Annotated in this window: 20 protein-coding genes; 12 read left to right on the top strand and 8 right to left on the bottom strand. The window is 71.0% G+C overall.

Features of this window, described 5'->3' with window-relative positions; translation table 11 throughout:
* The first annotated feature begins 22 nt into the window (after window positions 1–22).
* The gene (locus ACQB60_RS11795; protein ID WP_496925853.1) at window positions 23–967 is read left to right on the top strand and encodes a glutaminase; all 945 of its coding nucleotides are present in this window, start codon (window positions 23–25) and stop codon (window positions 965–967) included.
* Window positions 968–977: 10 nt separating this feature from the next.
* On the opposite strand, the gene ACQB60_RS11800 is transcribed toward ACQB60_RS11795, so the two are convergent.
* Both ACQB60_RS11800 and ACQB60_RS11805 read right to left on the bottom strand, forming a co-directional pair.
* Window positions 978–1217 carry a DUF397 domain-containing protein gene (locus ACQB60_RS11800; RefSeq protein ID WP_496925854.1) on the bottom strand — a complete coding sequence of 80 codons (240 nt, stop codon included), beginning with the start codon at window positions 1215–1217 and terminating at the stop codon, window positions 978–980.
* Window positions 1218–1225: 8 nt separating this feature from the next.
* Entirely contained in the window at window positions 1226–1990 is a 765-nt protein-coding gene (locus ACQB60_RS11805) for a helix-turn-helix domain-containing protein (protein WP_496925855.1), read from the bottom strand.
* 125 nt (window positions 1991–2115) lie between these two features.
* On the opposite strand from ACQB60_RS11805, the gene ACQB60_RS11810 reads away from it, so the two are divergent.
* Window positions 2116–2535 (top strand): hypothetical protein, encoded by a 420-nt coding sequence (locus ACQB60_RS11810; protein ID WP_496925856.1) that lies wholly within the window; start codon window positions 2116–2118, stop codon window positions 2533–2535.
* Window positions 2536–2656: 121 nt separating this feature from the next.
* Window positions 2657–3619, top strand: coding sequence for a hypothetical protein (locus ACQB60_RS11815; RefSeq protein ID WP_496925857.1), 963 nt, complete (start codon window positions 2657–2659; stop codon window positions 3617–3619).
* A gap of 129 nt (window positions 3620–3748) precedes the next feature.
* Here ACQB60_RS11815 and ACQB60_RS11820 read toward each other — a convergent pair whose 3' ends face one another.
* The 3 genes from ACQB60_RS11820 to ACQB60_RS11830 all read right to left on the bottom strand — a co-directional run bounded on the left by ACQB60_RS11820 (window position 3749) and on the right by ACQB60_RS11830 (window position 5632).
* A complete protein-coding gene (locus ACQB60_RS11820) occupies window positions 3749–4105 on the bottom strand; it encodes a hypothetical protein (protein WP_384835897.1) in 357 nt (118 codons plus the stop codon).
* Between the two features lie 257 nt (window positions 4106–4362).
* Window positions 4363–4881, bottom strand: coding sequence for a hypothetical protein (locus ACQB60_RS11825; RefSeq protein ID WP_496925858.1), 519 nt, complete (start codon window positions 4879–4881; stop codon window positions 4363–4365).
* Between the two features lie 70 nt (window positions 4882–4951).
* Window positions 4952–5632 carry a GDSL-type esterase/lipase family protein gene (locus ACQB60_RS11830; RefSeq protein ID WP_496925859.1) on the bottom strand — a complete coding sequence of 227 codons (681 nt, stop codon included), beginning with the start codon at window positions 5630–5632 and terminating at the stop codon, window positions 4952–4954.
* Between the two features lie 76 nt (window positions 5633–5708).
* Between ACQB60_RS11830 and ACQB60_RS11835 the strand changes: the two genes are divergently transcribed.
* The gene (locus ACQB60_RS11835; RefSeq protein WP_496925860.1) at window positions 5709–6728 is read left to right on the top strand and encodes a TolB-like translocation protein; all 1020 of its coding nucleotides are present in this window, start codon (window positions 5709–5711) and stop codon (window positions 6726–6728) included.
* A gap of 19 nt (window positions 6729–6747) precedes the next feature.
* Here the strand turns inward: ACQB60_RS11835 and ACQB60_RS11840 are convergent, their stop codons facing one another.
* Both ACQB60_RS11840 and ACQB60_RS11845 read right to left on the bottom strand, forming a co-directional pair.
* Window positions 6748–7167 carry a PPOX class F420-dependent oxidoreductase gene (locus ACQB60_RS11840; RefSeq protein WP_496925861.1) on the bottom strand — a complete coding sequence of 140 codons (420 nt, stop codon included), beginning with the start codon at window positions 7165–7167 and terminating at the stop codon, window positions 6748–6750.
* A gap of 31 nt (window positions 7168–7198) precedes the next feature.
* Window positions 7199–7960 (bottom strand): TetR/AcrR family transcriptional regulator, encoded by a 762-nt coding sequence (locus ACQB60_RS11845; RefSeq protein ID WP_496925862.1) that lies wholly within the window; start codon window positions 7958–7960, stop codon window positions 7199–7201.
* A gap of 97 nt (window positions 7961–8057) precedes the next feature.
* Here ACQB60_RS11845 and ACQB60_RS11850 point away from each other — a divergent pair, with 97 nt between their 5' ends.
* The 3 genes from ACQB60_RS11850 to ACQB60_RS11860 all read left to right on the top strand — a co-directional run bounded on the left by ACQB60_RS11850 (window position 8058) and on the right by ACQB60_RS11860 (window position 10520).
* Window positions 8058–9017 carry an ATP-binding cassette domain-containing protein gene (locus tag ACQB60_RS11850; RefSeq protein WP_496925863.1) on the top strand — a complete coding sequence of 320 codons (960 nt, stop codon included), beginning with the start codon at window positions 8058–8060 and terminating at the stop codon, window positions 9015–9017.
* Window positions 9014–9847 (top strand): ABC transporter permease, encoded by an 834-nt coding sequence (locus ACQB60_RS11855; protein WP_496925864.1) that lies wholly within the window; start codon window positions 9014–9016, stop codon window positions 9845–9847. The genes ACQB60_RS11850 and ACQB60_RS11855 overlap by 4 nt, the downstream gene beginning before the upstream one ends.
* 163 nt (window positions 9848–10010) lie before the next feature.
* A complete protein-coding gene (locus ACQB60_RS11860; protein ID WP_496925865.1) occupies window positions 10011–10520 on the top strand; it encodes an RICIN domain-containing protein in 510 nt (169 codons plus the stop codon).
* 71 nt (window positions 10521–10591) lie between these two features.
* Here ACQB60_RS11860 and serC read toward each other — a convergent pair whose 3' ends face one another.
* Window positions 10592–11710 (bottom strand): phosphoserine transaminase, encoded by a 1119-nt coding sequence (gene serC / locus ACQB60_RS11865; protein WP_496925866.1) that lies wholly within the window; start codon window positions 11708–11710, stop codon window positions 10592–10594.
* A 166-nt stretch (window positions 11711–11876) separates the two neighbouring features.
* On the opposite strand from serC, the gene ACQB60_RS11870 reads away from it, so the two are divergent.
* From ACQB60_RS11870 to ACQB60_RS11890, 5 genes are all read left to right on the top strand, one after another.
* Window positions 11877–14732 (top strand): FAD-binding and (Fe-S)-binding domain-containing protein, encoded by a 2856-nt coding sequence (locus ACQB60_RS11870; protein ID WP_496925867.1) that lies wholly within the window; start codon window positions 11877–11879, stop codon window positions 14730–14732.
* A gap of 107 nt (window positions 14733–14839) precedes the next feature.
* Complete coding sequence (locus ACQB60_RS11875; protein WP_496925868.1) at window positions 14840–15787, top strand: EamA family transporter; 948 nt, start codon at window positions 14840–14842, stop codon at window positions 15785–15787.
* A gap of 281 nt (window positions 15788–16068) precedes the next feature.
* Entirely contained in the window at window positions 16069–16869 is an 801-nt protein-coding gene (locus ACQB60_RS11880; RefSeq protein ID WP_496925869.1) for a TIGR03084 family metal-binding protein, read from the top strand.
* Entirely contained in the window at window positions 16866–18593 is a 1728-nt protein-coding gene (locus tag ACQB60_RS11885) for an acyclic terpene utilization AtuA family protein (protein WP_496925870.1), read from the top strand. Before ACQB60_RS11880 ends, ACQB60_RS11885 begins: the two co-directional genes overlap by 4 nt.
* Window positions 18590–20194 (top strand): acyl-CoA carboxylase subunit beta, encoded by a 1605-nt coding sequence (locus ACQB60_RS11890; protein WP_496925871.1) that lies wholly within the window; start codon window positions 18590–18592, stop codon window positions 20192–20194. Before ACQB60_RS11885 ends, ACQB60_RS11890 begins: the two co-directional genes overlap by 4 nt.
* Window positions 20195–20227: the final 33 nt, after the last annotated feature.

Below are 20227 nucleotides of genomic sequence, written 5' to 3' on the forward strand. Positions count from 1 at the left end.
AGCAGCAAGCGTGTCCCCGTCCGTGCCTCCCCCGACCCTCTCGGCCTCCTCGCCCTCCTCCTTCCAGCCCGTACTGGAACGCATCGCCGCCGAGATCGAGGCCACGCCGGGCCGGGGCCGTCCGGCCGACTACATCCCCGCGCTGGCCTCGGTCGATCCGCGGCGCTTCGGGATGGCGGTCGCGGAGCTCGACGGGACGGTGTACGGGGTCGGGGACTGGCAGCGGCCCTTCTCCACGCAGTCCATCACCAAGGTGTTCACGCTCGCCCTGGGCCTGGCGCTGGAGGGCGACGAGCTGTGGGAGCACGTGGGCCGGGAGCCGTCCGGCAACCCCTTCAACTCCCTTGTGCAGCTGGAGTACGAGCACGGGATCCCGCGTAATCCGTTCATCAACGCGGGCGCGCTGGTGGTCACGGACCGCCTCCAGACGCTGACGGGCGACGCGGCCGGGGCCCTGCGCGACTTCCTGCGCGCGGAGTCCGGCAACCCGGAGCTCACCTTCGACGACGAGGTGGCCGCCTCGGAGGCCGAGCACGGCGACCGCAACGCCGCCCTCGCGCACTTCATGGCGTCGTACGGCAACATCTCCAACCCGGTGCCGGAGCTCCTGGACCAGTACGTCCGCCAGTGCTCCGTCGAGGCGTCCTGCGCGGACCTCGCGCGGGCGGCCGGGTTCCTGGCCCGGCACGGCATAAGGGCCGACGGGTCGACCTTGCTCACGCGCAGCCAGGCCAAGCAGGTCAACGCCGTGATGCTGACCTGTGGCACGTACGACGCGGCGGGGAACTTCGCGTACCGGGTGGGACTGCCCGGGAAGAGTGGTGTCGGGGGCGGCATCGTCGTGGTCGTCCCGGGGCGGTGCACGTTGTGTGTGTGGAGTCCGGGGCTCGACGAGCGGGGGAACTCGGTGGCGGGGGTTGCGGCGCTGGACCGGTTTACGACGTTGACGGGGCTTTCGGTGTTCTGAGGGCCCTCACCTACGTGAGTGACGTGAGGAAGGTGGTCCAGGTGGTGGGGGTTACCTGGAGGGTGGGGGCGGTTTCGGGGGCCTGCTTGGAGTCGCGGATGTGGATGGTGGCGGGGGTGGACCTGGTCCAGGCGAGGGCTACTTCCAGGCATTCGCCTTGGGTGCCGCTGTAGTGGGACTTGGTCCAGTCGAGGGCGACCTCGATGCACTCGCCCTCCCCGACGCTGTAGCTGCTCTTGAACCAAGTCATTCCGTTGTTCATAGTTCGCATGCCACCTTCTCGATGAGTTGCGCGGAATCCTCAGGGTTGAGCGCTTGGGTGCGGAGAATCCCGTACTTGCCTTGCAGGTTGCCCAAGTCAGGCTGTTCGGTGACGAAGTAGCCACCTTTGTGCCCTTCGATGTAGGCCATCTGTCGCCGCTTGGCTGTCTCAAGCAGGATCATGGGTCCCATGAGGCTGGCGTGGGTCTGCCGGTCGTGTGCCATGACTTGGATCGTGACGTTCCGAAGCTTCCCGAACTCGATCATGTTGCGCAATTGCCCCTTGAGTACCGGATTCCCGCCCAGCGGGCGGGTCAGGGCGCTCTGCTCCACGATGAAGTTGAGAACAGCGATGGGCTTGCGGGCAAAGAGCTGCTGCCGTGCCAGCCGATCCACTACCCGCTTGTCGATCTCGTCGTCGTCCAACGGCGGGTAGACGGCGTTGAACACGGCTCGTGCGTAATCCTTGGTCTGTAGCAGCCCCGGCATTACGTGATCCTGGTAGGAGTGAATGGACAGCGCCATCTTCTCGTGCTCCAGATAGTCCTCTGTCCACAGTTGGAGCCCGCCCTTCTCGAACTCCTTCTCTGCAAGCAGCAGTAGTGCACCTTGTGCACCAAGAACTTGGTCAGCGATCTCGACCAATTTCCCCTTGGGGGCACGTTCCCCCCGCTCCACCATCGCCACCTGCGACTTGGAGTAACCGACGTGCGCGCCCAGCGCCTCCTGTGTCATCCCGGCCCGCTCGCGGTAGAACCGCAACAGCGCTCCGAACGACTCCGACCCTCGTTCACCGGAGTGCACAACTGCCTCCCCAAGTGCACAGCCCTGCACGGCTCTTGCGTGGCCCTGGTCACAGTATGTGAGCGCCCGAAACCATTTGCTTCATGAACCGGAAAACTCCACCCGCCCCCGTCCATCCCTGGATCCCGGCCACTGGCCACACGCTCCGCCACGTCGGCGTGTACTTCGACGTGGTCCGCATCGGCGGCGTACTCGGCGAGCAAGTCGCCTACGAACTGATGGAGTTCACGGACTTCCAGGCAGGCCCGATCATTCGTGAGGGGACGGGCGGCCGGAACATGTACTTCGTCCTGGCGGTGGGGGAGGCCGGCCATCACGTATGGCGGGGCGGGGCCCGACCGCTGGGCCGGGACGCGTGCGGGGTCGCCTTCGTCGGCGTACCCGCCCTGGAGGGCAATACGTGGCCGCTCGACTGGCGATCGCTGCCGAGCGCTGAAGTCCCTTACGTGGAAGGGGATTTGCTGCATCAAATGGTGGAGAGGGTGTTGACTACGGTACGGTGACCGCGCAATCACGCTCCGTGTTCCGGTTGTGAGTTCCGGTTCCGGCGGGGCGCGGTCCTCGGAGGTGCTGACAACACCGCCCGAGGACCTTCACCACCGAGTGGATCTGGAGTCCATCGGGATGCTTCGGCATGCTATCGCGCCCACGCGGCGCTTCACGAAGGCTTCGCACGACGTCGTACGGCATCAGCGCCTGAACAGCGACGCGAAGGTCCTCCTCCTGTACGTGCAGGGGCTCCCGGGCGCGGACGCGTCGGCCAGGTCGTTGAGCGAGCACGCACTGCGGCTCGGGCTCAAGGGGCGTGCCTACCAGCGGGCCAAGCAACTCCTCGCCGAGAACGGCTACTTGTGGGAGTGGCGGTCGCAGGGGGAGCGGGGGCGCTGGGTCACGGAGCAGTTGCTCGCGAACGTCACCCTGACGGGGGAGGAGGCGGGGCGGGCCCGAGGTGGCCGGGACGAGGCGGCGCCTCCGGGTGAGCGGCTTCCGAGTGAGCGGCCTCCGGCGGTCGGTGGGCCGAGTGGGCGGCACGCCGGTGGCTCTTACCCAGAAGAAGAACAGGAGAAGAACCTTCCCCACCCCCCACCCGAAGAGGCCGGCGAACCTGCGGAGTCCGACGAGTCCGACGAGCCCGACGAGCCTGCCGACGTCGAAGTCGCCGAAGCTGAACGGGTGTTGCTGTCGCTGCGGCAGGAGAGCCGGGACTTGCTGCTCGGCGTACGAGAGGTGCGGGCCCTCGCCGACGTCGCGGCGGAGTGGCTGCGGCGCGGGGTGTCGGCGGGGGAGCTGCGGCGGGCGCTCACGGTTGGGCTGCCGGTGGGCGGCGTGCGGTCGGCGGTGGGGTTCGTGCGGCATCGGCTGGTGCAGAAGTTGCCGGGGGAGGGGCCAGCTGCTGTTCCGGGATTGGCAGTTGGGGCACTGGTGACGTGTGAGGGGCCCGGGGAGGAGCACGTGTTCCGACGGGTGGGGGAGGAGCGGGTGTGTGGGCGGTGCCGGGTGGGGAGGGCGGCTGAGGCGTCCGCATCTGCCGCTGCGGGGAGAGGGATTTCGTGGCGGGAACGGGTTGCGGGGGTGGCTGTGGGGTGAGAAGCCGGGGTGGGTCAGCTCCGGTGGGTCTCGCTCAACCAGAAGTCCGTACCGGGATGTGAGGAGCGGACCCCTTCGGTGAAGGTGGACGGGGTCACCGTCCACGGTCCGCCCCCCCGAGCCCCTGGCTCAGACCCGCTTCGCGCAGGTCAGCGGGACCTGGCCACCCCGCACGATGAACCAGTCGTGACCGGTCCTGCCGCACTTGTTGTACGACTGGGAGTAGCCGTTGGCGATGAGGCAGGACCTGAGCTTGTCGCCCTTGCGGACGTAGCGGGTGACCGGGTCGTCGGAGTCGGCCACGGTGTCGCCGTTGTCCGGCATGCGCACGGCGACCTTCTTGCCCGTGATCTTGATGGTCGTACAGGCGGCGGCCTTCTTCGGCGCGACCGCCTGCGCGGAGCCCGCCGTGGCGAGCCCGGTGCCGAGGACGGCGAGGCCGAACAGACCGGCCGTGGCGCACCGGAGAGTACGAGAACGCTTCACGTGTAGCCCTTTAGCCCTTCGTGGGGGAGGCGCCCGCCGGGTGGCGGACGGACGTGATCACGGTAGCCTCACGGGATTTCCGTCCAGGGGGAGGGGCGCCTGGTCGGCAGAGGGCTTCCGCTCCGTCGGATCACTCAACCAGCCCGACAGGAAAGAGAATTGAGAGCCGATCCCTGTCAACGGTCCGTGGCACGCGGGTGCGCCGTCCCAGTGGCCCTCGGGCGCGGGCGGTGCGGCTCGGTCGCCGCGGCCCGGCGTCACCCGGCGTTCCGCGGATCCGGTGCCGGACCGTAGTCCGCGTCGTGGTCCCGCGTTAGCGCCGCCAGCAGGTCCGGGTCGGAGTGGACCTCCGCCGTGTGCTGCCAGGCGATGAGGAGTTGGGCCACCGACGCACTGTTGGCGACGGAGTCCGCTGCGCGCATCGTGTCGACCAGTTCGACGGCGAAGGCGTGGACGTCTGCCTCCGGCAGGAAGCGGACCCAAGGGAACGCCTCCGGGAGGATGTCCAGGAGGAGCTCCATGCTGCCCGGCTCCCGGCGCGCCATCGCCACCAGCATGCGCGTCGCCGCCGACACCACCGTCTGGTCCTGTTCGGCCCGGGCCGCTGTGGTGAGGACCAGGTCCTCGCCGTCTCTGCGGTGCAGCACCAGGCGTGGGGAGTCCTTCAGCCTGGCGAGGGTCTGCTTGTTCTTGTTCACCAGCTCGGAGAAGTTCACGGCGGCCGCGTTGGCTGCGGCGTTCGCGTCCATGGCCGTCGCCGCGTTCTCAGCACTCATGACTTTGAAAGTACTTCGAAGGTCGAGTCACTGCCATCCCCCGTAAGGGGGGACGAGCAGAAAGGGTGGGCTACGCGCCGTACAGGCCGCCCAGCGCCCACGCCTCCCACATCGCCCCCGCGAACGCCCCGGCCAGCTTGCGTTCGCCGCTCTCGTTCGGGTGCGTGCCGTCGTAGGTGTCCGCGTGGATGTCGTACGACGGTGGCGGCGAGGCGAGCAGCAGGGGGGAGCGGCCCGCGTCCAGGTCCGCGACCGCCTTCGCCAGGAGCACGTTGAAGTGGGTCACCTCCGCCGCGAAGGGGGAGTCCGACTCCGCGCGGATGTTGGGGATGACCGGGAGGATCACCATCCGCACCTGTGGGTTCGCCGCCCGGGCCGACTCCACGAAGGCGCGGACGTTCGCCGCCGTCTGCTCCGCGTTCGTGTAGAAGCCGAGGTCGATCAGGCCCAGGGAGATCAGGAGGACGTCCGCGCGGGTGTCGCGCACCACGTTTCCGACGGCCGGGGCCATGTGCAGCCAGCCCTCTCCCCAGCCCGCCAAGTGGTGGCGGGGAAAGTCGGGTTGAGGGTCCGCGTAGTCGTGTGAGGTCGCCGTGCCCGCGCCCTTGTCGTACAGGGTCTTCCGTGGGCCCACGATCTCGAAGGGGGCGTCGAGTGTCGCGTGCAGGTGGTGCCACATCCAGTAGCGCCAGGTGTGTTCCCCGGCGCTTCCGATCGTCATCGAGTCGCCGACGAACATGAACCTGAGCATCCGCTTATCTTGGCGGATCATGCCGTCCGGTGGGGTGTGAGGCTGCGCACGCCCGGCGGATGGCAACCTTGGGCTCATGCGTTCGCCTCTGCCCCTGTTTGCCGGTGTCGGCGTCAGTGCCGCCCTGGTCGTCGCTCTGACCGCTCCCGTCGCCGCCGCCGATGACGGGGACGGTCATGACGGGTTCACCATCAAGGACCCCCGGATCGTGGAGTCCAGTGGGCTCGCCGCCTCCCGCGCGCACCCCGGCGTCTACTGGACCCACAACGACCAGGACAAGTGCGCCTGCCTGTACGCCGTCGACTCGAAGAGCGGTGAGACCGTCGCCACCGTCACCATGACGGGGGTCGGCAAGCCGCGGGATGTCGAGGCCATCTCCATCGGGCCGGACGGGAACCTGTACGTGGGGGACATCGGGGACAACCTCGGCGGCAAGTGGTCGTACGTCTGGGTCTACAAGCTGCCCGAGCCCAAGCAGCTCAAGGACCAGAGCGTCCGTGCCCAGCAGTACGTGGTGAAGTACGCGGACGGGGCCCGGGATGCCGAGGCGTTGATGGTTCATCCCAAGACCGGGCGTATTTACATTGCCGACAAGAAGGAGGACGAGGTCGGGGGGCTCTATGAAGGGCCCGAGCCCCAGCAGATGTCCACGAAGCACACGAATGTCTTCAAGCGCGTCGCCGACATCGACCAGTGGGTCACCGACGGGGCCTTCTCGCCCGACGGCAAGCACCTCGCCCTGCGCGGGTACTTCGGGGGCGAGCTGTTCTCCTGGAAGGACAGCGGAGGGAAGGTGTCCGTCAAGGAGCAGCAGCGGCTCAGCGTGCCCCTGCAGCGGCAGGGGGAGTCGATGACCTACACCCCGGACGGGACCACCCTCATGTACGGGTCCGAGGGGGCCGGGAGCGAGGTCGAGCCCGTGGAGGCGCCCGGCGGGAGCGGATCCGACTCGCCCTCGGGGAGCGGGGGTTCGGGCTTCGGCAGTGATGGCGGGGGCGGGTTCGGCGGAGACGTGAAGGTGGGGGCCCTTGCCCTGGCCGCCGTGCTCGCCGTCCTCTACGGGCTCCGGCGGTCGCGGCGGCGCAAGAGCAGCTGATGCCGGGCGGGTGGTCCGGTCACTCGTCCCGCAGCCGTACCTCGTAGTGCAGTGTCTTGTCCCGCTTCAGCCTGTGTGCGAGCGGGACCAGCACGCGGTGCGTCACCGGGTACTGGTGGCCGATCACCTCGCGCGCGTGTTTGTCCTCCTCGCTGCCCTGGTCGAGGAGGCGGGCGCGCGCCCTGATCGTCGGGCCGGTGGGGGCGCCGCGCACCGTGGAGGGGGCGAGTTCGACCTCCGGGTTGTTGCGCAGGCGCTTGGCCTTCCAGGCCGTGCCGTAGGTGCGGAAGTACGCGTGGTCGCCCTCGACCGCGACGTTCACGGGGGTGCCGACGCCGGTGCCGTCCTTCTTGTGCGTCGTGAGCAGCGCCGCGTACGGCTTCATGAGAGGGGCGAGCTCAGGGCTCGGGCTCGGGCTCGTCTTCCTGCGTCCAGTCATATGTCCATGGATGCACTCTTCCGCCCGGCTGTCACCTCTTGGCGCGCTGCGCCACCAGCGCGTCCAGGCCGTCCAGGATCCGCTGCAGGCCGAACGCGAAGTGGTCGAAGTCGGGGCTGAACGTGTCCTCGGAGAGGCCGGCGACCGTGGGGTAGTCGCCGCTCTGCATCGCCTTCTCCAGGAACGGCTGCTGGGCCGTCCAGAACGCCTCGTCCGTCAGGCCCGTGGTCCGCTGCGCCTCGATCTCCTGCGCCTGGGAGCGGGCCGCCCCGGTCACGTACGCCTCGACCATCACCATCACGCCGATCAGTTCGGGCCCGTCCAGGCCCATCGGCTCGATGCGGGAGACGACCTTCTCCAGGTTCCCGACCGCGCTCGGCCCGAGCACCGGGCGGGCCTGGTTGACCTGGAGCAGCCAGGGGTGCGCGCGGTACTGGGCGAGGGTCTCGTGGGCGTACGCCTCGACGGCGTCGCGCCAGGTGCCGGTGAAGGGTTCCGGGTCCTCGGTGGGGCGCTGCACACGGTCGAGCATCAGGGCGAGCAGCTCGGCCTTGCCGGGGACGTAGCGGTACAGCGACATCGTGCCGGTGCCGAGCTCCTGGGAGAGGCGGCGCATCGAGACCGCGGCGAGGCCCTCGGCGTCCGCGAGCGCCACGGCCGCCGTGGTGATCCGGTCCAGGGTCAGGGCCGGCTTCGGGCCGCGGGTGGGGCGCTCGCCGCCGCCCCAGAGCAGTTCCATGCTGCGCGTGACGTCGCCGCTGCTGTCGCTCCCGCTGGTCTCCGTGGTGCTCATGGACGCCAGCCTAAGCCCATTGCCAAAAACTGGGTACGGTGTACTCTCAATTGAGTACGACGTACCCAGTTATCGGATCGAGGGGTGACCGAGGCGGATGAACGACGAGCGATACGCCGTGTGGGCCGAGGGGCTGCGCAAGCGGTACGGGGAGAAGGCCGCCCTCGACGGGTTCGACCTGGCCGTCGGGTCCGGCACCGTGCACGGGCTGCTGGGGCCGAACGGCGCGGGCAAGACCACCGCCGTGCGCATCCTCGCCACGCTCGTGCGGCTCGACGGCGGCCGTGCCGTCGTCGCGGGCGCCGACGTGGCCGCCGAGCCGGGCGCGGTGCGCCGCCGCATCGGCCTGACCGGGCAGTACGCGGCCGTCGACGAGGTGCTCACCGGGCGGCAGAACCTGGAGATGTTCGGGCGCCTCTTCCATCTGGGCGGGGCGCGGGCCGCGCGTCGGGCCGGGGAGCTGCTGGAGCAGTTCGGGCTCGTCGACGCCGGTGACCGGGGCGTGAGCACGTACAGCGGGGGCATGCGGCGCAGGCTCGACCTCGCCGCCTCCATGATCCTCGCGCCCGCCGTCCTCTTCCTGGACGAGCCGACCACCGGGCTCGACCCCCGCAGCCGCCTCGAAGTCTGGGACAGCGTGCGGGAGTTGGTGGCGGGCGGCACGACCGTCCTGCTCACCACCCAGTACCTGGAGGAGGCCGACCGGCTCGCCTCCCGGATCACCGTCATCGACCGAGGGCGCGCCATCGCCGACGACACCCCTGACGGGCTCAAGTCCACGGTGGGCAGCAGTCAGTTGGAGGTCGTCGTGGGTGCCCAGGGCGATCTGCCCGCCGCCGTCAAGGCCGTCGCACGCGTCACCGAGGAGGAGCCGCGGACCCTGGACGGGGAGCGCCGCGTGCAGGCCCCGGTGACCGACCCGGTCGGCGCGCTCACGGAGGTCGCCCGCACGCTTCAGGACGAGGGGGTGGCCGTCGAGGACATCGGGCTGCGCAGGCCCAGTCTCGATGACGTGTTCCTGAGCCTCACCGGGCACCGCACGGAGGTTGCCGCATGAGCGCTGTCGGCACAGCGGGTCCCGTGCGCGGGCGGCTCTTCTGGGCCGTCGCCGACGCCCTCAACGTCACCCGGCGCCACCTCACCCACTACCAGCGCCAGCCCGTCGCCATCGCCTGGCAGCTGGGCTTCCCGATCATCAGCGTGCTGCTGTACGGGTTCGTGTTCGGCGAGGCCATGAAGGTGCCGGGTGACGGAGTCGGCGGCGGTGACTACAAGCAGTTCCTGATGCCGGGCATGTTCGTGATGACCATGGCCTTCGGCTTCATGAACACCGCCGTGGCCGTCGCGACCGACGCCCACAAGGGCGTCATCGACCGGTTCCGCTCCATGCCCATGGCGCCCTCCGCCGTCGCGTCCGGGCGCGGGCTCGCCGACCTCGTCGTGGCCTGCGCCGAACTCACCATCCTGGTGGGCACCGCGCTCGCCATCGGCTGGCGCTCCAGCGCGGGCGTCCTCGACACGCTCGCCGCGTTCGGACTGCTGCTGCTCCTGCGGTTCAGCCTGATCTGGGTCGGGGTCTTCCTCGGCCTGCTGGTGCCGAACCCGGAGGCCGCGGGCAGCCTCTACGCGGTCGCCTTCCCGCTCACGATGATCTCCAGCGTCTTCGTGGCGCCGTCCCTGATGCCGGACTGGCTGGCCCCGATCGCCGCCTGGAACCCGGTCTCGTCGACGGGCACGGCCACCCGCGAGCTGTTCGGCAACCCCGGTGCGGGCGGGGCGAGTTGGGTGGAGCAGCATGCCGTGCTCATGGCGGTGGTGTGGCCGGTGGTGGTGACGGCGGTGTTCCTGCCGCTGGCGGTCCGCAGGTTCCAGGGGCTGAGCAGGTAGACCTGGTAGGGCCGTCCGGCCTTGTTGTAGGGCGGACGGGCCGGACCGCTCGGCCCGTTGTGGGGCGATCGGGCCGGGTGCGAGACTCCCGGCTGCCGACCGGAGGGCTCCTCCGGACCGGAGGACTCCTCCTCGGCCTTCCGTGAGAAACCGGAGAAGCTTCATGTCCTTACGACGCAGCTTGTTCGCGCTCTTCACCGCGGTGCCGGCGATGCTGGCCCTCACCGTGACCAGCACACCCGCCCACGCCGCCGGCTTTACCCGTATCAACATCTGGAACTCGACCCACTGCCTCGACAACGCCACCGAGAACTACTCGAAGCTCCAGATGTGGTCGTGCGGCAGCGGTTCCGAGCAGAAGTGGCTCGAAGGGTTCAACACCCAGACCGGCCTGTTCACCTTCACCAACCAGCGCACCGGACGGTGCATCACCGCTCCGGCCTCGGGGACGGGGACCGCCACCGTGCAGTTCTGCAACGCGGCCGACCCCGCCCAGCAGTGGCGCGTCTACTTCGCCGACAACCCCAACGGGCCGCCGTCGGGCTGGTACGACGTCTGGCAGAACGCGTCGAGCGGGTACTGCCTGTCCACGCCCAGCGTGGGCAACGGCACCCTCGTGCGGACCATTTCCTGCGACTCCTCCGTCTTGTACGAGAGGTGGCATACGCAGTAGGGCCGTACGGAGAGACGGAGAGGGGGCGCCCACAAGCCGCTGTGGGCGCCCCCTCTCCGTACGGCTGACTGCTAGAGGTTCTCGATCACGTAGTCGATGCACTTCGTGAGCGCCTCGACGTCCGCCGGGTCGATCGCCGGGAACATCGCCACGCGCAGCTGGTTGCGGCCCAGCTTGCGGTACGGCTCGGTGTCCACGATGCCGTTGGCGCGCAGCGCCTTGGCGACCGCGGCCGCGTCGATGTCGTCGCTGAAGTCGACGGTGCCGATGACCTGCGAGCGCTTGGCCGGGTCGGACACGAACGGCGACGCGTGCTTGGAGTCCTCGGCCCAGGTGTACAGGCGCGTCGAGGAGTCCTTCGTGCGGGACGTCGTGAAGTCGAGGCCGCCCTGGCTGTTCATCCACTCCAGCTGCTCGCCGAGGAGGAAGAGCGTGGCGAGGGCCGGGGTGTTGTACGTCTGGTTCTTGCGGGAGTTGTCGATCGCCGTGGGCAGCGAGAAGAACTCCGGGACGTGGCGGCCGGACGCGTGGATCCGCTCGGCGCGCTCGATCGCGGCCGGAGAGAAGATCCCGATCCACAGGCCGCCGTCGGAGGCGAAGGACTTCTGCGGGGCGAAGTAGTACACGTCCGTTTCGGCGACGTCGACCGGCAGGCCGCCCGCGCCGGACGTGGCGTCCACCAGGACGAGGGACCCGGCGTCCGCGCCCTGGACGCGCTTGATCGGCGCCGCGACGCCCGTCGAGGTCTCGTTGTGCGTGAAGGCGTAGACGTCGACGCCGGCCTCGGCCTGCGGCTCCGGGTGCGTGCCCGGGTCCGAGCTGATGACGGTGGGTTCCGCGAGCCACGGCGCCAGCTTGGCGGCCTTCGCGAACTTGGAGGAGAACTCGCCGAACGTGAGGTGCTGCGACTTGTTCTCGATCAGGCCGTGCGTCGCGATGTCCCAGAACGCGGTCGAGCCGCCGTTGCCGAGGATCACCTCGTAGCCCTCGGGGAGCTGGAACAGGTCGCGTACGCCGTCACGGACCTTGCCCACGAGGTTCTTGACCGGGGCCTGGCGGTGGGACGTGCCCAGGAGGGAGGCGCCGGTGGCGGCCAGGGCGTCCAGCGCCTCGGTCCGCACCTTGGAGGGGCCCGCGCCGAAACGGCCGTCGGCGGGCTTGATGTCAGCGGGAATACGGATCTCAGCCACGGGACGCAGCGTAGCTGCTGCCGGAGCGGTTCTGTGTGGGGGTTCCATTCGGCGAGACGGTCTCACCTGGGCGCCCTTTTACAGACCGCCGCTTCGCGGCGGATTTTTCCCACCCATCCACCCGTTCCCCTGCGACGCACCGAGACCTAAAGCGCATCCTGGACCCATGACTCATGGGCTGGAGCGCGCCCTGCGGGGCGCCGGTATTCGGGGAGACGTTGAGTTCGGCGTGGGAGACCGGGCTCTCTACACCATGGACGCGTCCAACTACCGCAGAGTGCCCCTGGGGATCGTCGCCCCGAAGGACGCCGGGGACGTGGAGGCCGTGCTCGGGGTGTGCCGGGAGCAGGGAGTGCCCGTCGTGGCGCGCGGGGCCGGGACCTCCATCGCGGGGCAGGCCACCGGGACCGGCGTGGTCCTCGACTTCACCCGGTACATGAACCGGATCCTCGGGATCGACCCCGAATCCCGTACCGCCGCCGTCCAGCCCGGCGTCATTCTCGATCAACTGCGGGGCGCCGCCGCGGAGTTCGGGCTCACCTTCGGGCCCGATCCGTCCACGCACAGCCGCTGCACCCTCGGCGGGATGATCGGCAACAACTCCTGCGGCTCGCACTCCGTGGCCTGGGGGACCACCGCCGACAATGTGCGGGAGATCGAGATCCGGACCGCTGCCGGTGAGGCGGTGCGGCTCGGGCAGGGGTGGGACGGGCTGCCGGACGGGCGGTTGCGGGACGGACTGCGCGCCCTCGTGGACGAGCGGCTCGCGCTGCTGCGGACCGGGTTTCCCGAGCTGCCCCGGCGCATCTCCGGGTACGCGCTGGACGCCTTGCTGCCGGAGAACGGTGTTGATCTCGCTCGCGCCTTCTGCGGCTCGGAAGGGACGCTCGGCGTGCTCACCGAAGCCGTTGTCGGGCTCGTCGAGGCGCCCCGCGCGCGGGCCCTCGCCGTCCTCGGGTACGCCGACGAGAGCGCGGCGGCCCAGGCGGCCGCGGGGCTGCTTCCGCACGGGCCGCTCACGGTCGAAGGCATGGCCGCCGATCTCGTGAAGGGCGCGCGGGATCTGCCCGAGGGCGGGGCCTGGCTCTTCGTGGAGGTCGGGGGCGGGGACCCGGGGGAGGCGCGGGCGCGGGCCGAGGCGATCGTGCGGGCCGCCGACGCCGTGGACACCGTCGTCGTCACCGACCCGGCGGGGCAGCGCGCCCTGTGGCGGGTGCGCGAGGACGCGAGCGGGACCGCGACGCGCATGCCCGACGGGAGCGAGGCGTGGCCCGGCTGGGAGGACTGCGCCGTGCCGCCCGCCGAACTCGGCGCGTATCTGCGGGACTTCCGGGTGCTGTTGCGGGAGCACGGGCTGCGCGGCACCCCGTACGGGCACTTCGGGGACGGCTGCATCCATGTGCGGATCGACTTCGACCTGATGAGCCGGGAGGGCGTCGCGCGCTTTCGGCGGTTCTCCGAGGAGCTCGCCGACGTCGTCGTCGCGCACGGCGGCTCCCTCTCCGGTGAGCACGGGGACGGGCAGGCGCGGGCCGAGCTGCTGCCGAAGATGTACGGGGCGGAGATGGTGCGGCTCTTCGAGCAGGTCAAGGGGGTGTGGGACCCGGGTGACCTGCTCAACCCGGGGATGCTGGTGCGGCCCGCGCGCCTCGACGAGAACCTGCGCTTCGCGGTCCTGCCGCGCGAACCCGTTCCCGTCGCCTTCGGCTATCCGCATGACGGCGGGGACTTCGGGGCGGCCGTGCGGCGGTGCGTCGGGGTCGCCAAGTGCCGCAGCGACGCCGTCAGTTCCGGGAGCGGCTCCGTCATGTGTCCGTCCTTCCGGGCCACCGGCGCCGAGGAGCACTCCACGCGCGGGCGGGCCCGGCTGCTGCACGAGATGCTGGCCGGGGACGTGATCACGGACGGCTGGCGGTCGGAGGAGGTCCGGGGCGCCCTCGACCTGTGCCTGTCCTGCAAGGGGTGCAAGTCCGACTGTCCCGTGGGCGTCGACATGGCCACGTACAAGGCGGAGTTCCTGCACCACCACTACGAGGGGCGGCGCAGGCCCGCCGCGCACTACGCGATGGGCTGGCTGCCGCTGTGGCTGCGTCTCGCCTCCCGGACCCGCACCGCCCGGCTCGCCAACTCCCTCGCCCGGGTGGGGGTGTTGGCGCGGCTCGCCAAGCGGGCCGGGGGGATCGCGCGGGAGCGCAACATTCCGTGGATCGCGCCCGAGACCTTCCGGGAGTGGTTCGCGGGGCGGGAGCGGGAGAGGGCGCGCAAGTGGCGGGAACAGGACCAGGGTGCGGCGGTGGGAACCACCGTGGTCGTCTGGCCCGACACCTTCACCGACCACCTCGCGCCCTCCGTCGGGCAGGCCGCCGTGCGGGTCCTGGAGGCGGCGGGGCTGCGGCCCGTCGTGCCGCCGGGGGACGTCTGCTGCGGACTGACGTACGTCTCCACGGGCCAGCTCGACCGGGCCCGCGCCGTCCTGCGCCGCACCCTCGACCGGCTGGCCCCGCTCCTCGACTCGGATGCGCCCCTCGTCGTCCTGGAGCCGAGCTGCGGGGCCGCCCTCAAGTCCGATCTCGTCGAGCTGCTCGGCGCCGACGACCCGCGCGCCCATCAACTCGCGGCCCGGGTAAGGACGTTCGCGCAGACCCTGGAGGAGTACGCCCCCGACTGGCGGCCCCCGGCGGTGGGGCGGCCCGCCGTCGGCCAGACCCACTGCCACCAGCACGCGGTGCTGGGGGACGGGGCCGAGCGGCGGCTGCGTGAACGGGCCGGGATCGACGGGGAGTTGAGCGGCGGGTGCTGCGGGCTCGCGGGCAACTTCGGCTTCGAGGAAGGGCACTACGAGGTCTCGGTGGCCTGTGCGGAGGAGCAGCTGCTGCCCTCGGTGCGGGCGGCCGCCGACGGTGACGCCGTCGTCCTGGCGGACGGGTTCTCGTGCCGGACCCAGCTGGAACAGCTCGGCGGGGTGCGGGGGCGGCACCTCGCGGAGGTTATTGCCGAGCGGCTCGACGGGGGCGAGTCGTAAGCTCCAAAAAGGGTTAACAATCCTGTCGGGGTCCAGTACCTTGGATCGGTAAGTACAGGATCGTAGACCATGACGGCGCGGAAGGCTCAGAAGTGAACGTCTCGGGTATGGAGCAGGCCGGACCGGCCTCGGTCGAGGCCCCTGCCGTCGTGCAGCCCGACGTCGCGGGGCCGGTCGCCGCGGCGGGCGGGGGTCCTGCCCGCCGGGGCTCCCTCGGCCCCGTCGGCCTCGTCCTCGCGGGCTGCGTCTCCGTCCAGTTCGGCGGCGCCCTCGCGGTGAGCCTGATGCCGCGCGCCGGGGCCGTCGGCGTGGTCACGCTGCGGCTGGTGGTCGCGGCGGTCGTGCTGCTCGTGGTCTGCCGGCCGAAGCTGCGCGGGCACTCCCGCGCGGACTGGGGCACCGTCGTCGCCTTCGGCGTCGTCATGGGCGGGATGAACCTGATCTTCTACCAGGCCGCCGCCCGCATCCCGCTCGGCGTCGCCGTCACCCTGGAGGTCCTCGGCCCGCTCGCGCTCTCCGTGATCGCCTCCCGCCGCGCGGTCAACGCGCTGTGGGCCGGGCTCGCGCTCGGCGGAGTCTTCCTGCTCGGCGGGGGTGGCGGGGGCTTCGGCGACCTCGACATGGTGGGGGTCGCGTGCGCGCTCGGAGCGGGTGCGCTGTGGGCCGCGTACATCGTCTTCAGCGCCCGTACGGGACGGCGGTTCCCGCAGGCGGACGGGCTCGCGCTCGCCATGGCCGTGGCCGCCGTCCTCTGTCTGCCGCTCGGTATCGCCGAGGCGGGCGCCAAGCTGGCCGTGCCGTCCACCATCGGGCTCGGTGCGGCGGTCGCGGTGCTCTCCTCCGTCCTCCCGTACACCCTCGAACTCCTCGCGCTGCGACGCCTTCCCGCCTCCACCTTCGCGATCATGATGAGTCTGGAACCGGCCATCGCGGCACTCGCCGGCTTCCTGGTCCTCAGCCAGTCCCTCTCCCTCGTCGAGGCCCTCGCGATCGCGCTGGTCATCGCGGCGAGCATGGGGGCGGTGCGGACGCAGGTGGGGCGCGGGGCGCCCTAGGTCCTGTCCGGCGGATCTGGCCGCGGTCGCGGGCTGTGGCACGCACATCTGCGGCGTTGTCGTCGCTCGCCAACGCTCCGCGTTGACTCCCTTCTCCGCCTTGCAGCTGCACGCACCACAGCCCGCTCACCGGCGACGCAAGGGCCAGCTCGAAATCCTGCGGCCTGATCCGCCGGACAGGACCTAGCCGCTGTCCGAAAAATAATCCAAGCACGCTTGATTGTTTCTGTGAGCGCTGCCATGCTCCCCGGCATACCGCCGTGCCCCGAGGGGAGCGCTCCGTGTCCGACGTCCTGCCCGTCTTCGGTGATCTGTGCGACGAGAGCGAGGAACTCGACCAGCTTGTAGGGGAGTTGGCCGAGGAAGGGTGGGCGCGCGCGACGCCCGCCGAGGGGTGGACGGTCGCCCATCAGATCGCCCACCTCGCGTGGACCGACCGGGCCGCCCGGTACGCCCTCACTGACACCGACGCCTTCAAGGGCGAGGTCGAGAAGGCGCTCGCCCACCCCGATTCCTTCGTCGACGACGGAGCCGACGCGTTCGCGCGACTCGGGCCCGCCGCGCTGCTCGAGCAGTGGCGGACCGGGCGCGAGGAGCTGGGACGGGCGCTGCGCGAGGCACCCGCCGGGACGCGCTTCCCCTGGTTCGGGCCGCCCATGTCCGCCGCGTCCATGGCGACCGGACGGCTCATGGAGACCTGGGCGCACGGCCAGGACGTGGCGGACGCGCTCGGGGTCGAGCGCCGGCCCACCGACCGGCTCCGGCATGTGGCGCGGATCGCCGTACGGGCCCGGAACTTCGCCTTCGAGCTGCGGGGGCTCGAAGCTCCCGACGCCGACTTCCGCATCGAACTCACGGCCCCTTCCGGTGAGTTGTGGACCTTCGGGCCCGGCGACGCGGCCCAGCGGGTGACCGGGCCCGCGCTCGACTTCTGTCTGCTCGCCACTCAGCGGGCGCACCGCGACGACCTGGCGGTACGGGCCGAAGGCCCCGACGCCGACCGGTGGCTGGACATCGCGCAGGCGTTCGCGGGGCCCCCGGGGGCCGGGCGGCCCGCCCGGGGCGAGGGCGCCGCCCGGTGACCGGCTCCCCGACCGGCGCGGTCCTCCGCATCGGCAACGCCTCCGGCTTCTACGGCGACCGCTTCGACGCCATGCGCGAGATGCTGACCGGCGGCCCCCTCGACGTCCTCACCGGCGACTACCTCGCCGAGCTCACCATGCTGATCCTCGGGCGGGACCGGCTGCGCGACCCCTCGCTCGGGTACGCCAAGACCTTTCTGCGGCAGCTGGAGGAGTGCCTCGGGCTCGCCCAGGAACGCGGGGTGCGCATCGTCGCCAACGCGGGCGGCCTCCACCCCGCTGGACTGGCCGACGCCGTAAGGGAGTTGGCGGGGCGGCTCGGCCTCGACGTGCGGGTCGCGCACGTCGAGGGCGGGGACCTCGGCGCCCGCTTCCCCGGCGCGCTCACCGCGCACGCCTACCTCGGGGGCGAGGGCATCGCCGCCTGTCTGCGGGCCGGGGCGGACGTCGTGGTGACCGGGCGCGTCACCGACGCCGCGCTCGTGACCGGGCCCGCGTCCTGGCACTTCGGCTGGGCGCCCGACGACCTCGACCGGCTCGCGGGCGCCGTCGTCGCCGGGCACATCCTGGAGTGCGGCACCCAGGCCACCGGCGGCAACTACGCCCACTTCACCGGCCACGACGTGCGCCGCCCCGGCTTCCCCCTCGCCGAGATCCAGGACGACGGCTCCTGCGTCGTCACCAAGCACGACGGCACCGGCGGCCTCGTCGACATCGGCACCGTCACCGCGCAGCTCCTCTACGAGACGCAGGGGCCCCGCTACGCCGGTCCGGACGTCACCGCCCGCCTCGACACCGTGGTCCTCACCCAGGAGGGCCCCGACCGCGTACGGGTCTCCGGAGTGCGCGGCGAGGCCCCGCCCGCGACCCTCAAGGTCGGCCTCAACCGCATCGGCGGCCACCGCAACGAGGTCGTGTTCGTCCTCACCGGGCTCGACATCGACGCCAAGGCCGCGCTGGTGCGCGAGCAGATCGAGGACGCCCTCGACCGGGCCAAGTCCCGCCCGAGGGAGGTGCGTTGGGAGCTCGCACGCACCGACCGGGCCGACGCCCCCACGGAGGAGACCGCCAGCGCGCTGCTCCGCCTGGTCGTCCGCGACCCCGACCCGGACGCGGTGGGCCGCACCCTCAGCGGCGCCGCCATCGAGCTGGCCCTCGCCTCCTACCCGGGCTTCCACGTGACGGCGCCGCCGGGGAAGGGCGCGCCGTACGGGGTCTTCGAGGCCGCGTATGTGGAGCGGGAGGGCGTGGAGCACGTGGCGGTGCTGCCGGACGGGGAGCGGGTCGTGATCCCGGACGGCACCCCCGTCCTCGTACGGGATGAAGAAGACACCCTCGTACGGGATGAGGCACCCGAACCGGTGGAGCTGCCCCGCGAGTTGGCGCCAGGGCCCACCCGCCGCGCCCCGCTCGGCCGCGTCGCCGGAGCCCGCAGCGGTGACAAGGGCGGGGACGCCAACATCGGCGTGTGGGTCGGCTCCGACGAGGCGTGGCGCTGGCTCGCGCACGCGCTGACCGTCGAGCGGTTCCGTGAACTCCTGCCGGAGACCGCCGACTTGCCCGTCGAGCGGCACGTCCTGCCCAACCTCCGCGCCCTCAACTTCGTCGTGACGGGCCTGCTGGGCGAGGGCGTCGCGGCGCAGGCGCGGTTCGATCCGCAGGCGAAGGGGGTGGGGGAGTGGCTGCGCTCCCGCCACCTGGACATACCGGAGGTACTGCTGTGACCGTGCTCGCGTCCGCCCTCGACCCCGCCGACCCCGACTACACCGCCCACCGCGAGGCCATGCTCGCCAAGCTCGCCGAGCTGGCCGCCGAGCAGGACAAGGCGCTGGCGGGCGGGGGCGAGAAGTACGTCCAACGGCACCGCAAGCGCGGGAAGTTGCTCGCCCGGGAGCGGATCGAGCTGCTGCTCGACCCCGATACGCCGTTCCTGGAGCTGTCGCCGCTGGCCGCCTGGGGCAGCGACTACCCGGTGGGTGCCTCCATGGTCACCGGCATCGGGGTTGTCGAGGGCGTGGAGTGCCTGATCACCGCCAACGACCCGACCGTGCGCGGCGGGGCCAGCAACCCGTGGACGCTGAAGAAGGCGTTCCGCTCGCACGAGATCGGGCACGCCAACCGGCTGCCGTCGATCCACCTCGTGGAGTCCGGGGGCGCCGACCTGCCCTCGCAGAAGGAGATCTTCATCCCGGGCGGGGCGCTCTTCAAGCACCTCACGCAGTCCTCGGCCGCCGGGATCCCGACCGTCGCCGTGGTCTTCGGCAACTCCACCGCAGGCGGCGCGTACGTCCCGGGGATGTGCGACCACGTCATCATGGTCAAGGAGCGCGCCAAGGTCTTCCTCGGCGGTCCGCCGCTGGTGAAGATGGCCACCGGCGAGGAGAGCGACGACGAGTCGCTGGGCGGCGCCGAGATGCACGCCCGCACGTCCGGGCTCGCCGACCATCTGGCGGTTGACGAGCACGATGCGTTGCGGCAGGCCCGCCGCGTCGTCTCCCGCCTCAACTGGCGCAAGGCGTACGCCGATCCGGACCCGGCGGTCGTCGCCCCGCCCAAGTACGACGCCGACGAGCTCCTCGGCATCGTCCCGGGCGACCTGAAGATCCCCTTCGACCCGCGCGAGGTCGTCGCGCGCATCGTCGACGGCTCCGACTTCGACGAGTTCAAGCCGCTGTACGGGAGTTCGCTCGTCACGGGCTGGGCCGAGCTGCACGGCTACCCGATCGGCATCCTCGCCAACGCACAGGGCGTGCTGTTCAGCGAGGAGTCCCAGAAGGCCGCCCAGTTCATCCAGCTCGCCAATCAGCGGGACATTCCGCTGCTCTTCCTGCACAACACCACCGGCTACATGGTCGGCAAGGAGTACGAGCAGGGCGGCATCATCAAGCACGGCGCCATGATGATCAACGCGGTCTCGAACTCGCGGGTGCCGCACCTGTCCGTGCTCATGGGGGCCTCCTACGGGGCCGGGCACTACGGGATGTGCGGGCGGGCGTACGACCCGCGCTTCCTCTTCTCCTGGCCGAGTTCGAAGTCCGCCGTCATGGGGCCGCAGCAGCTCGCGGGCGTCCTGTCGATCGTCGCCCGCGCCTCCGCCGCCGCCAAGGGGCAGCCCTACGACGACGAGGCCGACGCGGGCCTTCGCGCCATGGTGGAGCAGCAGATCGAGGCCGAGTCCCTGCCGACGTTCCTGTCCGGGCGCCTCTACGACGACGGGGTCATCGACCCCCGAGACACCCGCACCGTCCTCGGCCTGTGCCTGTCCGCGATCCACACGGCCCCGTACGAGGGCGCCCGCGGCGGCTTCGGCGTCTTCCGCATGTGAGCCCCGCCCGACCTCCCATGACCACTTCGCTGA

Source organism: Streptomyces odontotermitis, from assembly GCF_050510915.1.
Lineage (GTDB): Bacteria > Actinomycetota > Actinomycetes > Streptomycetales > Streptomycetaceae > Streptomyces.